12 protein-coding genes are annotated in these 13,983 nt (G+C 68.5%); 11 read left to right on the forward strand and 1 reads right to left on the reverse strand.

All coding sequences use genetic code 11. From position 1 onward, the window contains the following. Positions 1 to 14: 14 nt before the first annotated feature. Positions 15 to 2,402 carry a penicillin-binding protein 1A gene (locus tag ACV22V_RS29255; protein WP_448016259.1) on the reverse strand — a complete coding sequence of 796 codons (2,388 nt, stop codon included), beginning with the start codon at positions 2,400 to 2,402 and terminating at the stop codon, positions 15 to 17. A gap of 226 nt (positions 2,403 to 2,628) precedes the next feature. Between ACV22V_RS29255 and ACV22V_RS29260 the strand changes: the two genes are divergently transcribed. From ACV22V_RS29260 to ACV22V_RS29310, 11 genes are all read left to right on the forward strand, one after another. After that, positions 2,629 to 3,552 carry a hypothetical protein gene (locus ACV22V_RS29260; protein WP_059535591.1) on the forward strand — a complete coding sequence of 308 codons (924 nt, stop codon included), beginning with the start codon at positions 2,629 to 2,631 and terminating at the stop codon, positions 3,550 to 3,552. Continuing rightward, entirely contained in the window at positions 3,549 to 4,184 is a 636-nt protein-coding gene (locus ACV22V_RS29265) for a fimbrial protein (protein WP_223964403.1), read from the forward strand. The genes ACV22V_RS29260 and ACV22V_RS29265 overlap by 4 nt, the downstream gene beginning before the upstream one ends. Continuing rightward, positions 4,181 to 5,050: a pilus assembly protein gene (locus ACV22V_RS29270; RefSeq protein WP_448016260.1), complete on the forward strand. Its 870-nt coding sequence runs from the start codon at positions 4,181 to 4,183 to the stop codon at positions 5,048 to 5,050. Before ACV22V_RS29265 ends, ACV22V_RS29270 begins: the two co-directional genes overlap by 4 nt. Continuing rightward, positions 5,047 to 6,690: a type IV pilus secretin PilQ gene (locus ACV22V_RS29275; protein ID WP_448016261.1), complete on the forward strand. Its 1,644-nt coding sequence runs from the start codon at positions 5,047 to 5,049 to the stop codon at positions 6,688 to 6,690. The genes ACV22V_RS29270 and ACV22V_RS29275 overlap by 4 nt, the downstream gene beginning before the upstream one ends. Positions 6,691 to 6,730: 40 nt before the next feature. After that, positions 6,731 to 7,285, forward strand: a complete 555-nt coding sequence (gene aroK / locus ACV22V_RS29280; protein ID WP_059535597.1) for a shikimate kinase AroK — start codon at positions 6,731 to 6,733, stop codon at positions 7,283 to 7,285. After that, entirely contained in the window at positions 7,282 to 8,361 is a 1,080-nt protein-coding gene (gene aroB / locus ACV22V_RS29285) for a 3-dehydroquinate synthase (RefSeq protein ID WP_448016263.1), read from the forward strand. Before aroK ends, aroB begins: the two co-directional genes overlap by 4 nt. 41 nt (positions 8,362 to 8,402) lie before the next feature. Continuing rightward, on the forward strand, positions 8,403 to 9,611 hold the full coding sequence (locus tag ACV22V_RS29290; RefSeq protein WP_448016264.1) for a deoxyguanosinetriphosphate triphosphohydrolase: 1,209 nt from the start codon (positions 8,403 to 8,405) through the stop codon (positions 9,609 to 9,611). Between the two features lie 90 nt (positions 9,612 to 9,701). After that, complete coding sequence (gene ugpB / locus ACV22V_RS29295) at positions 9,702 to 11,036, forward strand: sn-glycerol-3-phosphate ABC transporter substrate-binding protein UgpB (RefSeq protein ID WP_448016266.1); 1,335 nt, start codon at positions 9,702 to 9,704, stop codon at positions 11,034 to 11,036. A 99-nt stretch (positions 11,037 to 11,135) separates the two neighbouring features. Next, positions 11,136 to 12,020 carry a sn-glycerol-3-phosphate ABC transporter permease UgpA gene (gene ugpA, locus ACV22V_RS29300; protein ID WP_448016268.1) on the forward strand — a complete coding sequence of 295 codons (885 nt, stop codon included), beginning with the start codon at positions 11,136 to 11,138 and terminating at the stop codon, positions 12,018 to 12,020. Further along, the gene (gene ugpE, locus ACV22V_RS29305) at positions 12,017 to 12,862 is read left to right on the forward strand and encodes a sn-glycerol-3-phosphate ABC transporter permease UgpE (RefSeq protein ID WP_059535604.1); all 846 of its coding nucleotides are present in this window, start codon (positions 12,017 to 12,019) and stop codon (positions 12,860 to 12,862) included. The genes ugpA and ugpE overlap by 4 nt, the downstream gene beginning before the upstream one ends. A 32-nt stretch (positions 12,863 to 12,894) precedes the next feature. Beyond that, positions 12,895 to 13,980, forward strand: a complete 1,086-nt coding sequence (locus tag ACV22V_RS29310) for a sn-glycerol-3-phosphate import ATP-binding protein UgpC (RefSeq protein ID WP_059702559.1) — start codon at positions 12,895 to 12,897, stop codon at positions 13,978 to 13,980. Positions 13,981 to 13,983 lie beyond the last annotated feature (3 nt).

Here is a 13,983-nt window from a genome sequence, read left to right on the forward strand (position 1 = left end):
TCGGGCCGTTCGTGTCAATGGCCGCGGAACAGGTTCATGATGTCCTGCTTCTCCTGCTCGTCGACGTGCGGCACGGGTTCGTCGGTGTTCTGCACCGCCGGCGCCTGCGGCACGCCGACCGTCGACACGAAGCCGTGCCCCGGCGTGAACTCGGTGAAGTAAAGCTCGCTGCCGAGCGCCTGGACGTCGTCCGGCATCGTCGGCTTGAACTCCGGCGTGCCCTTCAGCGCCGCGCCCATGTAGTCGATCCAGACCGGCAGCGACAGGCCGCCGCCGGTTTCGCGATCGCCGAGGCTGCGCGGATTGTCGTAGCCGATCCACGCGATCGCCGCGAGCGTGTGCTGGTAGCCGGCGAACCATGCGTCGTGCGAATCGTTCGTCGTACCGGTCTTGCCGGCGAGGTCGGTGCGCTTCAGCACGTTCGTGCGCGCGCCCGTGCCGCGCTGCGCGACGCTCTGCAGCAGGCTGTTCATCACGTACGCGTTGCGCGCGTCGATTGCGCGCGGCGCGTTCTGCTCGGCGATGAGCGGCTGCGCGCGGGCGACGATCGCGCCATTCGGATCGGTCACTTCGGCGATCAGGTACGGATTCACGCGGAAGCCGCCGTTCGCGAACACCGAGTACGCGCCGGCCATCTGCAACGGCGTGACCTGGCCCGCGCCGAGCGCCATCGGCAGATAGGCCGGATGGCGCTCGGCGTCGAAGCCGAAGCGCGTGATGTACTGCTGCGCGTACTTCGTGCCGATGTGGTTCAGGATCCGGATCGACACGAGGTTGCGCGAGCGCTGCAGCGCGGTGCGCATCGACATCGGGCCTTCGAAGCCGCCGCCGTAGTTCTTCGGCTCCCACGGCTGGCCGCCGGTTTCCGCGGCGCTGAAATACAGCGGGCCGTCGTTGATCACCGTGGCCGGCCCGAGGCCCTTGTCGAGCGACGCCGAGTAGATGAACGGCTTGAACGACGAACCCGGTTGCCGCCACGCCTGCGTGACGTGGTTGAACTTGTTCTTGTTGTAGTCGAAGCCGCCGACGAGCGAGCGGATCGCGCCGTCCTGCGGGACGATCGAGATGAACGCGCCTTCGACCTGCGGCAACTGCGTGATCGCCCACTTGCCTGCGTCGTTCTTCACGACCCGGACGATCGCGCCCGGCCGGATGCGGCGGTTTGGTTGCGCGCTGGCCGACAGCGCGCCCGACGCGAAGCGCAGGTTGTCGCCTTCGATCGTCGCGCTGCTGCCGTCGATGAAGGCGACGGTGATCTGGCGCGAGGTTGCGGCGGTGACGACCGCCGCGACCAGTTCGCCGTTGTCGGGGTGCTCGAGCAGCGCGTCGTCGATCGCCTGTTCGCGGTCGTCGGCGCCGGCCGGCAGCTCGATGAAGCCTTCCGGCCCGCGATAGCCGTGGCGGCGCTCGTAATCCATGATGCCCTTGCGCAGCGCGGTGTACGCGACCTGCTGGTCGGCGGAGTCGATCGTCGTGACGACGTTGAAGCCGCGCGTGTAGGTTTCCTCGCGGTACTGCGCGTACATCATCTGGCGGACCATTTCCGCGACGTACTCGGCGTGCACGCTGAATTCGCGGCCGGCGCCCTTGACGACGAGCGGCTGCGCGACGGCTTCGTCGTACTGCTCGCGCGTGATGAAGTTCAACTCGAGCATCCGTTGCAGGATGTATTCCTGGCGCACCTTCGCGCGCTTCGGATTGACGACCGGGTTATACGCGGACGGCGCCTTCGGCAGCCCCGCGAGCATTGCCGCTTCCGCGAGCGTGATGTCCTTCAGGTCCTTGCCGAAGTAGACCCGCGCGGCGCTCGCGAAGCCATACGCACGCTGGCCGAGATAGATCTGATTCATGTAGACCTCGAGAATCTGATCCTTCGTCAGCGCGCGCTCGATCCGGTACGCGAGCAGCATCTCGTAGATCTTGCGCGTGTAGGTCTTTTCGCTCGACAGGAAGAAGTTGCGCGCGACCTGCATCGTGATCGTGCTCGCGCCCTGCGACGCATGGCCGTTCGTCAGCGCGACGAAGCCGGCGCGGGCGATGCCGGTGAGGTCGACGCCGCCGTGATCGTAGAAGCGCGCATCCTCGATCGCGAGGATCGCCTTCTTGAGCGAGTCGGGCACGTCCTTGAAATGGACGATGTCGCGGCGCTCCTCGCCGAATTCGCCGATCAGCACGTGATCCGACGTGTAGATCCGCAGCGGTACCTTCGGACGATAGTCGGTCAGCGCGTCGAGCGACGGCATGTTCGGCCACGCGACGACGAGCGCGTAGCCGAGCACGAGGCCGCCGGCCACGACGAGGGCCACGCACATCGCGGCGAGGCCGATCAGGACTTTCAGCCACCAGGACCGCTTCTTCGGCTCGGGCGCGGGAGGCGGGGACGTAGGAGACGTGGATTGCATAGGCATACCGGAAAACAGTCCCGCGATTATAGCTGCCCGGTAAGACGGTCCCTGACGCGGGGGACGTCCGCCGGCACGCGGCTGATCGCGGTGCCGTCAGTATGGGGTCCGCGCGGCCGCTCCGTGCCACGACTGGCCGTTCGGCCGACTGTCTGGCGCGCGCGCCGCTTTGCAGAATCAGGCCTCGGAAACGCGGCGTGGGCCGCGACGATCGCGGGAGGCTGGGATGGCAGGACGATGGGCGGCGCGGTTCGCGCCGGGCAGGCACCGCTCGACGGGCATCGACGTCGGGGCGGAAGAGGTGAGGGTGGCCGTGCTGAGCCGGCGCGGCCGGGCTGCGGACGTGCGGGTCGAAGGACTCGAGCGGGAGCCGGTCGGACTGGCGGGCGGGCCGGAGGACGCGCGCTGGGCTGCGGTCGCACGTGCGTTGGCGGCGGCGGTGTCGCGGCTGTCGGCGGCGGGCGTGCGCTGCGACGCGCGCGGCGTGATGGCGCTGCGCGATGACGAGATGCAGACCGCGACGCTCGATCTGGCCGGGCGCGACGACATCGCGGACGCCGCCCGGCAGGCGGCCGAACGCATCTCGGGGCTGGCACCTGACGACCTCGCGTTCGACTGGCGGCAGGACGACGACGCGTGCCGGGGCGAGATTGCGGTCGCCGTGGCGCCGCAGGCATTGCTCGAGCGGCGGATCGACGTGGCCGCGCAGGCCGGCATCGATCTGACGGCCGTCGACGGCGAGTCGGCTGCCGCGCTGCGCGCGTTGCGCTATGCCGCGCAGTTCGAGCCCGACGCGCACGGCCCGTATGCCGCATTCTGGTTCAACGACACGGGCGTGCGCGGCTGGCGAATTGACGGCGCGATCGCCGCACCGGTGCTCGCGCTGTCCGGCGACGTGCGTGCGGCGTTGCCGGACGCATTGCGCCAGTGCGAGTTCGAGCCGGTGCGCTGCGTGCTCGTGGCCGGCGACGAGCGCTGCATCGCCCGCTGCGGCACGTCGGCCGCCGATATCGGCGATGCGCTCGGGGCGGCCGTGGTGCCGTTCGACTGCACCGGATGGGACGGTCTGCCGGGCGTACCCGCCGGCGCGCCGGGCGGTCCGGCGTTTGCCCTCGCGGTCGGGCTGGCGCTGCGCGGGGTGTGGGAATGATCGTCGATATGGGGTTCGGGCGGGCTGCCGCCGGCCATGCCGCGCTCGGGGGCTTCAATTTGCTGCCATACCGTGAGCGGCTGGCGCAGGCGCTGCGGCGCCGCCGTGCCGCGCAATGCGGGGCGGCGATCGTGCTCGGCGCACTCGGGGCCGGTCTCTGGGCAGGGGTGGCGACAGCGTGGCGATGGCGCGTGGATGCCGAGCGCACGCGAGTGGAGGCGCGGCTGCGGCAATTGCAGCCGCAGGTCGATGCCGCACGGCGCACCGCCGGCGCGGCAGCCGATCTCGCGCAACGCGATGCGCGAGCGGCCGTGCTTGCCGCGCCGTATCGGCGCGTTGCCGGACTGCTGGCGACGCTGGCGCAGGTGCGCGACGACACGGTTCAGCTCGACGCATTGCGTACGACATCGTCCGGTGCCGAGCTCGACGCGCGTGCGACGAGTTACCGGACGGCCGCGCGATGGCTCGCACGCATCGCGGCCGAGCAGCGCGACTGGCGCTTCGACATCGGTGCGCTGACACCGGCTTCGGCCACGCCGGTCGCGGGTTCGGCCGTGCCGTTCCGTTTCTCCGTGCAGGTGCGCTGGCACGACGCGCCGCCGCGACAGACGGCGACGGGAGGCGGCGCATGACGGCGATCATGCATCAGTCCATGCCTGACGGCGCCGAGTGGCTCGGCCGCGTGACGCGGATGTCGCCGGCCGCCGTGCACGCCGTTGGTTGCGCGCTCGCATTCGCGTTCGTGATGGGGGTGGGCGTTTATCTGATGAATGCCGTCGATGGAAGCGGACTCGCACGCAGTCATGCATTGCTGGCAACGGCGCAGATACGGGCCGCCGACGCACAACGGCTGCTCGCGGCCGCCGCGCCGCGGCGCGATATGGGCCCGGCTGCCGCGCGCGACGCCAGCTCGCCGCCTGCGCCGGGGTGGCCTGCGCTGATGCTGGAGCTGGCCGACGTGGTCCGAGAAAGCGGACTGAGGGTTGTGTCGATCGAACCGCGGCGTACTGACGATGCGGCGCCGGATGGCCGGCGCACGGCGCGGATCGTCGCGGAAGGCGGTTTTCCGGCGCTGCTGCGCCTGATGGGCGGGCTGGCGAGTTTCCCGGCGCTGGTGGTGCCGTCCGGGCTGCATATCGAGAGCAAACCGCCCGCGTCGCGGGTGGACATGACGATCGACGTGTTTCCGGCGCTGTCGGGGGCCCGGGTTCCGGATGGCGCGAAGGCGGTGCTTGCCGGCGCGCGGAGCGACGATCCATTCGGCGGAGACGGTTCGCCGACGGTGGCTGACGATATGACGCCGCGCCTGGCCGGCACCATTCGCGACGGACGCACCGGGCTTGCGCTGTTCGACGCCGGCGATGGCGCATTCGCGACCGTTGCGCCGGGCGAGGCGTTCGGGGTATCGCGTGTGGTGAGCGTCGATACCGGTGCCGTGACGGTCGCGACGGCCGATGGCGCACGCCGGCTCGTCGTGGACGACGGAGGTCATTCATGACGAAGTACGGATGGTGGGTGATCGCATTCTGGGCTGGATCGAGCGTGGCCGCCGTGGACGCGGCGCGATCGCCTTTGCCGCCGGCCGGCTGGCCGATCGGGTCGATACGGGCGTATGCCGAGGACACGCCGCTGCCGCAGGGCGTGCCCGACGGTCTGGACGGCCTGAGCGGGAACGCGCCCGCGCACGATGGTCCACTGCCGTTCGACCGGGCGGCGCGCGCAGCGCTTCAGGCGAACACTCCGGCACCCGCGCCCCAGCTGGAAGGGCCGCCGATTCCATTGCCTCCGCCGACGCGCATGAGCGACGCCGCGGCGCGGCACCCCGGCGATGCGGACGACGCGCGGCGAATCTCGCTGAATCTGCAGGGCGCCGGCCTCGCGGCCGCATTCGACGCGCTCGCGCGATTCACCGGGCTGAACATCGTCGTCGGCGAGCAGGTGCGCGGCACCGTGACATTACGTCTGAACAATGTCCGCTGGCGCGATGCGTTCGATACGTTGCTCGACACGCACGGGCTGGCGATGTCCCGGCGCGGCAACGTGATCTGGGTCACGCCGGCGGCCGAAGTCGCCGCGCGGGAGCGCGAGCGCTTCGAAACGCACGCACGCGCGGCCGAGCTGGAGCCGCTCGCGAGCCGAACCTTCGTGCTGCATTACCCGCGTGCGCAGGACGTGCAGCGGCTACTGGCCGGGGCGACCGGCCAGCGCCTGCTGTCGAAGCGCGGCGCCGCGGCGGCCGATCCGCGCATGAACTTGTTGTTCGTCACCGATCTGGCACCGCGCATCGAGCAGATCGCGGGCCTGATCGACGCGATCGACCGGCCGTCCCGGCAGGTCCGGATCGAGGCGCGCATCGTCGAGGGCGAGCAGGGGTTCTCGCGCAACCTCGGCGCACGCGTCGCGTTGCGCGCCCAGGGGCGGGCTCCCGCTGCAGACGGGGCGGCGACCGTGACGGACACACGCAACGCGCTCGACCTCGCCGCACGACCGCTCGGCGGCTTCGAGGCGGCGACGGCCGGCTTCACGTTGTTCGCCGCGCCGCTCAGCCGCGTGCTCGACGTCGAATTGAGCGCGCTCGAGGCGCAGGGCCGGGGCCAGATCGTTTCGAGCCCGCGCGTGGTGACGGCCGACCGCGTGAAGGCGATCGTCGAACAGGGCTCGGAGCTGCCGTACCAGGCGAAAGTCGGCAACGGCGTGAGCGGCGTGCAGTTCCGCCGCGCGACGCTGAAGCTCGAGGTCGAGCCGCAGATCACGCCCGACGGGCGCGTCGTGCTCGACCTGGACGTGACGAAGGACAGCATCGGCGAGCCGACGGCGGCCGGCCCGGCGATTCATACGAAGCACGTGCAGACGCGCGTCGAGGTCGAGGACGGCGGAACGGTCGCCATCGGCGGGATTTACGAGCAGTTGAACCGGGACGATGTGACGCGGGTGCCGCTCTTGGGCAAAATACCGGTTCTGGGCGCGCTTTTCCGGCACCGCGCGCGGCGCGACCAGCGCAACGAACTGGTCGTCTTCATCACGCCGACGGTCGTCGGCGCGCGTTGCGAAACGGTCGGCGCGGGCGACGCGGATGCGGGAAAAACGGGGCCGGAAGCCGGTGGCGCAGGCTCGACAAGGCAGCCGCTTTGCCAGTAAGCTGCGCCACACACCAGCAAGATTCAAGCAGAGGAAGCCGTTGCAAGCGCGGGACCCACACGCAAACGTATTTTTCGTCGGCCTTATGGGAGCGGGTAAGACCACCGTGGGCCGTGCGGTCGCGCGCCGGCTCGACAGGACGTTCTTCGACTCCGACCACGAAATCGAGGCCCGCACGGGTGCGCGCATTCCGGTGATCTTCGAGATGGAGGGCGAGGCCGGGTTTCGCGATCGCGAATCGCAGGTGATCGCCGATCTCACGCAGCGCGAGAACATCGTGCTCGCGACGGGCGGCGGCGCGGTGCTGCGCCCCGAAAATCGCGATTGCCTGAAAGCCAACGGCATCGTCATCTATCTGCGCGCCAATCCGCACGATCTGTGGTTGCGCACGCGCAAGGACAAGAACCGCCCGCTGTTGCAGACCGACGATCCGAAGGCGCGTCTCGAAGCGCTCTACGAAGTCCGCGATCCGCTGTACCGCGAATGCGCGGACTTCATCATCGAGACCGGCCGTCCGTCGGTCAACGGCCTCGTCAACATGGTGCTGATGCAACTCGAACTGGCAGGCGTCGTCGCCAAGCCGCTACAAGCATGATTACCGTCAACGTCGATCTGGGCGACCGCGCCTACCCGATTCACATTGGTGCCGGCCTGATCGGCCGCACCGAGCTGTTCGCTCCTCACATCGCCGGTTCGTCGGTCACGATCGTCACGAACACGACGGTCGATCCGCTCTACGGCGACGCGCTGCGCGCGGCGCTCGCGCCGCTCGGCAAGCGCGTCTCGACGGTCGTGCTGCCGGACGGCGAGGCCTACAAGAACTGGGAAACGCTGAACCTGATCTTCGACGGCCTGCTGACCGAGCGCGCCGACCGCAAGACGACGCTCGTCGCACTCGGCGGCGGCGTGATCGGCGACATGACCGGCTTAGCCGCCGCGTGCTACATGCGCGGCGTGCCGTTCATCCAGGTGCCGACGACGCTGCTGTCGCAGGTCGATTCGTCGGTCGGCGGCAAGACGGGCATCAACCACCCGCTCGGCAAGAACATGATCGGCGCGTTCTACCAGCCGCAGGCCGTGATCGCCGATATCGGCGCGCTGGCCACGCTGCCCGATCGCGAGCTGGCGGCCGGCGTGGCCGAGGTCATCAAGACGGGCACGATCGCCGATGCGGCATTCTTCGACTGGATCGAGGCGAACGTCGATGCGCTGAACCGCCGCGAGCCCGCCGCGCTCGCGCATGCGGTGAAGCGCTCGTGCGAAATCAAGGCGAGCGTGGTCGCGGCCGACGAACGCGAAGGCGGGCTGCGCGCGATCCTGAATTTCGGCCATACGTTCGGCCATGCGATCGAGGCCGGGCTCGGCTACGGCGAGTGGCTGCACGGCGAAGCGGTCGGCTGCGGGATGGTGATGGCGGGCGACCTGTCGGTGCGGCTCGGCCTCCTCGACGAAGCGTCGCGGCAGCGGCTCGATGCGGTGATCGCTGCCGCGCACCTGCCGGTCCGCGGGCCGGCGCTCGGCGATGCGCGCTACATGGACCTGATGCGCGTCGACAAGAAGGCCGAAGCCGGTGCGATCAAGTTCATCCTGCTGAAGCGATTCGGCGATACGCTGATCACCCAGGCGCCCGACGAAGCCGTGTTCGCCACGCTGGCGCAGACGACCCGGTAACGGCGCCCCGGATGCCCCGGCGCCCCTGACATGGAGGAGACGTGAGCGAGACATCCAGCAGCAAACCGTCCAAAGCCGGCCGCGCATCCGTCGCGGCGCTGGCCGAGCCGCCGACGCTGGCGGCGCTGGAAGCCCATCTCGCTCCGTATGCCGCCCATGCGTCGCAGTCGCGCGGCCGCCGCCATCACGAAACCCCGCCGGCGGCGCGCACCGAATTCCAGCGCGACCGCGACCGCATCGTTCATTCCACCGCGTTCCGCCGGCTGGAATACAAGACGCAGGTCTTCGTCAATCACGAAGGCGACCTGTTCCGCACCCGCCTCACGCACAGCCTCGAAGTCGCGCAGATCGCGCGTTCGGTCGCGCGCAACCTGCGGCTCAACGAGGATCTCGTCGAAGCGATCTCGCTCGCGCACGATCTCGGTCATACGCCGTTCGGCCATGCCGGGCAGGATGCGCTGAACGCGTGCATGCGCGAGCACGGCGGCTTCGAGCACAACCTGCAGAGCCTGGCCGTGGTCGATGAACTCGAGGAGCATTACGGCGCGTTCAACGGCCTGAACCTGTGCTTCGAGACGCGCGAAGGCATCCTCAAGCACTGCTCGCGCGAGAACGCGCGCAAGCTCGGCGCGCTCGGCGAGCGCTTTCTGCAAGGCCGCCAGCCGTCGCTGGAAGCGCAGCTCGCGAACATCGCGGACGAAATCGCGTACAACAACCACGACGTCGACGACGGCCTGCGCTCCGGCCTGATCACGATCGAGCAGCTCGCCGAAATCGAGCTGTGGCAGCGCCACTACGACGCCGCGCTCACCGAATTCCCGCATCTGGAAGGCCGCCGCCTCGTCCACGAGACGGTGCGCCGCATCATCAACACGCTGATCGTCGACCTGATCGACGAGACCACGCGCAATCTCGCGCGCGTCGCGCCCGCGTCGCTCGACGACGTGCGCGCCGCGCCGCAGCTCGTCGCGCACAGCGAGGCGATCGCCGCGCAGGCGGCCGCCCTCAAGCGTTTCCTGTTCAAGAACCTGTATCGCCACTACAAGGTGATGCGCATGGCGAACAAGGCGCAGCGCGTCGTCACCGGGCTGTTCGACGCGTTCATCGACGATCCGCGCCTGCTGCCGCCGCCGTACCAGTCGGACGACGACGCGCACCAGCCGCGCCTCGTCGCGCACTACATCGCCGGCATGACCGACCGCTTCGCGCTGAAGGAATATCAGCGCCTGTTCGTCGTCAACGACAACTGACTGTCACAAACGATCACTAGACTTCGCCGGTTCAATGGCGACGGGAATGTTGCACACGCTGTTGGTAACGTTTTCATAGGAGAGAGGTCGATGAAGAAGAAGCCCGCGGGGACCATGATTCGCTCGATCGCGCTGGGCGGCGCGTTGATGTTCGGTGTGCAGCATGCGGCGTTCGCCGTGACGGAGATCCAGTTCTGGCATGCGATGGAGTCGGCGCTGGGCGAGCGCGTGAATGAACTCGCCACGCAGTTCAACGCATCGCAGAGCGACTACAAGATCGTGCCGGTCTTCAAGGGCACTTACGACCAGGCACTCGCGGCGGGCATCGCCGCCTATCGCAGCGGCAACGCGCCGGCGATCCTCCAGGTCTACGAAGTCGGCACCGCGACCATGATGCAGGCGAAGAAGGCCGTCGTGCCGGTGTACGACGTGTTCAAGCAGGCCGGCGTGCCGCTCGACGAAAAGGCGTTCGTGCCGACCATCGCGAGCTACTACAGCGATGCGAAGACGGGCCATCTCGTGTCGATGCCGTTCAACAGCTCGACGCCGGTGCTGTACTACAACAAGGATGCGTTCAAGAAGGCCGGGCTCGATCCGAACCAGCCGCCGAAGACGTGGGCCGACGTGCAGGCCGCCGCGGAGAAACTGCGCAAGTCGGGGATGACGTGCGGCTTCACGACCGGCTGGCAAGGCTGGATCCAGCTCGAGAACTACAGCGCGTGGCATGCGCTGCCGTTCGCGAGCCGCAACAACGGCTTCGACGGCACCGGTGCGGCGCTCGAATTCAACAAGCCGCAGCAGATCGCGCACATCGCGTTCCTGCAGCAGATGCAGAAGGACGGCACGTTCACGTATGCGGGCCGCAAGGACGAAGCGTCCGCGAAGTTCTACAGCGGCGACTGCGGGATCCTGACGACGTCGTCGGGCGCGCTCGCGAACGTGCAGAAGTTCGCGAAGTTCAGCTACGGCACCGGCATGATGCCGTACGACGCGAACGTGAAGGGCGCGCCGCAGAACGCGATCATCGGCGGCGCGAGCCTGTGGGTGCTGGGCGGCAAGGATCCGGCGACCTACAAGGGCGTCGCGAAATTCCTCGCGTTCCTGGCCTCGCCGCCGATCGCCGCGAAGTGGCACCAGGAAACGGGCTACCTGCCGGTCACGACGGCCGCGTACGACCTCACGCGCCAGCAGGGCTTCTATGCGAAGAACCCGAGCGCGGAAACCGCGATCAAGCAGATGATGAACAAGCCGCCGCTGCCTTACACGAAGGGGCTGCGTCTCGGCAACATGCCGCAGATCCGCACGGTCGTCGACGAGGAACTGGAGCAGGTCTGGGCGCAGAAGAAGTCGCCGAAGGACGCGCTCGATTCGGCGGCCTCGCGCGGCGACGAGCTGCTGCGCCGCTTCGAGAAGTCGGGCGGCTGATCCCGCATCGCGCTCGTGCCGCCGGCCGCCGCGTCGCATATGCGAGCGGGCGGCCGGCGGCGCGGTTCCTTTCCCGTTTCGTCTGACCGGATGCCCGCGATGCAATCCCGTTCCCGTTTCGGCGCGAGCCTGCTGCCGTACCTGCTCATCGCGCCGCAGCTCGCGATCACCGCCGTATTCTTCCTGTGGCCGGCCGGCGTCGCGCTGTGGCAGTCGACGCAGATGCAGGATGCATTCGGCACGTCGAGTGAATTCGTCGGCTTCGCGAACTTCACGCACCTGTTCGCCGATCCGCTGTACCTCGACTCGTTCCGCACGACGCTGATGTTCAGCTCGCTCGTCACGGTCAGCGGGCTCGTCGTGTCGCTGCTGCTCGCCGCGTGCGCCGACCGGGTGATCCGCGGCGCGCGCGTGTACCGCACGCTGCTGATCTGGCCGTACGCGGTCGCGCCGACGATCGCGGCCGTGCTGTGGGCGTTCCTGTTCAACCCGAGCATCGGGCTCGTCACCTATGCGCTCGCGAAGGGCGGCATCGTGTGGAATCACGCGCTGAACGGCAGCCAGGCGATGTTCCTCGTCGTGCTCGCGTCGGTGTGGAAGCAGGTGAGCTACAACTTCCTGTTCTTCTACGCGGGGCTGCAGGCGATCCCGCGCTCGCTGATCGAGGCGGCGGCGATCGACGGCGCCGGGCCGGTGCGGCGCTTCTTCAACATCGTGCTGCCGCTGCTGTCGCCGACGAGCTTCTTCCTGCTGGTCGTGAACCTCGTCTATGCGTTCTTCGACACGTTCCCGGTGATCGACGCGGCCACCGCCGGCGGCCCCGCCCAAAGCACGAAAACGCTGATCTACAAGATCTTCACGGAGGGCTTCCAGGGCCTCGACATCGGCAGTTCGGGCGCGCAGTCGGTCGTGCTGATGATCATCGTCGTCGGCCTGACGGTGATCCAGTTCCGCTTCGTCGAACGCAGGGTGCAATACGCATGATCGAAAATCGCAAGGGCTTCGACCTGTTCTGCCACGCGGTGTTGATCGCGGGCGTCGTGCTGATCGTGTTCCCGGTGTACGTCGCGTTCTGCGCGGCGACGATGAACGCGCAGGAAGTGTTCACGATCCCGCTGTCATTGGTGCCGAGCACGCACCTGCTGGAGAACATCGCTTACATCTGGGGGCACGGCAGCGGCGGCACGACGGCACCGTTCGGCCGGCTGCTCGTCAACAGTTTCGTGATGGCGCTCGGGATCGCGGTCGGCAAGATCGCGGTGTCGATCCTGTCCGCGTACGCGATCGTCTATTTCCGCTTTCCGTTTCGCAACACCGCGTTCTGGCTGATCTTCATCACGCTGATGCTGCCGGTCGAGGTGCGGATCTTCCCGACCGTGCAGGTCGTGTCGACGCTGCACCTGACGAACACGTACGCGGGGCTTTCGCTGCCGCTGATCGCGTCGGCGACCGCGACGTTCCTGTTCCGCCAGTTCTTCATGACGCTGCCCGACGAGCTGATGGACGCCGCGCGCATCGACGGCGCGGGGCCGCTGCGCTTTTTCTGGGACGTGGTGCTGCCGCTGTCGAAGACGAGCATCGCGTCGCTGTTCGTGATCACGTTCATCTACGGCTGGAACCAGTATCTGTGGCCGATCCTGATCACGACGGAGGCGTCGCTGTCGACGGCGGTGGTGGGCATCAAGACGATGATCGCGAGCGGCGACGCCGCGACCGAGTGGCAATACGTAATGGCGGCGACGCTGCTGGCGATGATTCCGCCGCTCGTCGTCGTGCTGGCGATGCAGCGCTGGTTCGTGCGCGGCCTCGTCGATTCCGAGAAATGAACCACGGACGGTAACCGGGAGAAGGACCAGGTATGGCTGCGCTGAGCTTGAAGGGCGTCAGGAAATCCTACGACGGCAAGCAGCATGTGCTGCACGGCATCGACGTGGAGATCGCCGACGGTGAATTCATCGTGCTGGTCGGCCCGTCGGGCTGCGGCAAGTCGACGCTGCTGCGGATGATCGCGGGGCTCGAGACGGTGACGGACGGCGAGATCGCGATCGGCGAGCGCGTGGTCAACGCGCTGGAGCCGAAGGATCGCGACATCGCGATGGTGTTCCAGAATTACGCGCTGTATCCGCACATGACGGTCGCGCAGAACATGGGCTACGGGCTGAAGATCCGCGGCATCGAGCGCGCGACGATCGACGCGCGGGTGGCCGCGGCCGCGAAGATCCTCGAGCTCGAGCCGTTGCTCGCGCGGCGGCCGCGCGAGCTGTCGGGTGGCCAGCGGCAGCGCGTCGCGATGGGGCGCGCGATCGTGCGCGAGCCGTCGGTGTTCCTGTTCGACGAGCCGCTGTCGAACCTCGATGCGAAGCTGCGCGTGCAGATGCGGCTGGAGATCCAGCGGCTGCATGCGCGGCTCGCGACGACGAGCGTGTACGTGACGCACGATCAGATCGAGGCGATGACGCTCGCGCAGCGCGTGATCGTGATGAACCGCGGTTATGCGGAGCAGATCGGCGCGCCGGTCGACGTGTACGAGAAGCCGGCGACGGTGTTCGTCGCGGGCTTCATCGGCTCGCCGGCGATGAACCTGATGCATGGCCGGCTGTCCGAGGATGGCGCGACGTTCACGGTCGCGGGCGGCGGCCCGGCGCTGCCGGTTGCCGGCGCGCCCGGCATCGGCACCGCGATCGCCCCGGGGCGCGACTGGGTGCTCGGTGTGCGGCCGGAGCACATGACGCCGCAGCCGGGTGTCGCGCAGGCGACGCTGCCGGTCGACTCGTGCGAGCTGCTCGGCGCGGACAACCTCGCGCACGGACGCTGGGGCAACCACGACGTCGCGGTGCGCCTGCCGCACGCGGATCGTCCCGCGCGCGGCACGGCGCTGGCCGCCGCGCTGCCCGCGCATCGGCTGCACTTCTTCGATCCCGAGACCGGCAAGCGTGCCGGCTGACCC

It is taken from the genome of Burkholderia sp. AW33-5, assembly GCF_053427615.1.

Excerpts from the sequence above, each read along its gene's own strand:
- ACV22V_RS29270 (WP_448016260.1), top strand. The coding sequence starts at position 4,181 with ATGACGGCGATCATGCATCAGTCCATGCCTGACGGCGCCGAGTGGCTC.
- ugpE (WP_059535604.1), top strand. The coding sequence starts at position 12,017 with ATGATCGAAAATCGCAAGGGCTTCGACCTGTTCTGCCACGCGGTGTTG.
- ACV22V_RS29275 (WP_448016261.1), top strand. The coding sequence starts at position 5,047 with ATGACGAAGTACGGATGGTGGGTGATCGCATTCTGGGCTGGATCGAGC.
- aroB (WP_448016263.1), top strand. The coding sequence starts at position 7,282 with ATGATTACCGTCAACGTCGATCTGGGCGACCGCGCCTACCCGATTCAC.
- ACV22V_RS29260 (WP_059535591.1), top strand. The coding sequence starts at position 2,629 with ATGGCAGGACGATGGGCGGCGCGGTTCGCGCCGGGCAGGCACCGCTCG.
- ACV22V_RS29265 (WP_223964403.1), top strand. The coding sequence starts at position 3,549 with ATGATCGTCGATATGGGGTTCGGGCGGGCTGCCGCCGGCCATGCCGCG.
- ACV22V_RS29310 (WP_059702559.1), top strand. The coding sequence starts at position 12,895 with ATGGCTGCGCTGAGCTTGAAGGGCGTCAGGAAATCCTACGACGGCAAG.
- ugpA (WP_448016268.1), top strand. The coding sequence starts at position 11,136 with ATGCAATCCCGTTCCCGTTTCGGCGCGAGCCTGCTGCCGTACCTGCTC.
- ACV22V_RS29255 (WP_448016259.1), bottom strand. The coding sequence starts at position 2,402 with ATGCAATCCACGTCTCCTACGTCCCCGCCTCCCGCGCCCGAGCCGAAG.
- ugpB (WP_448016266.1), top strand. The coding sequence starts at position 9,702 with ATGAAGAAGAAGCCCGCGGGGACCATGATTCGCTCGATCGCGCTGGGC.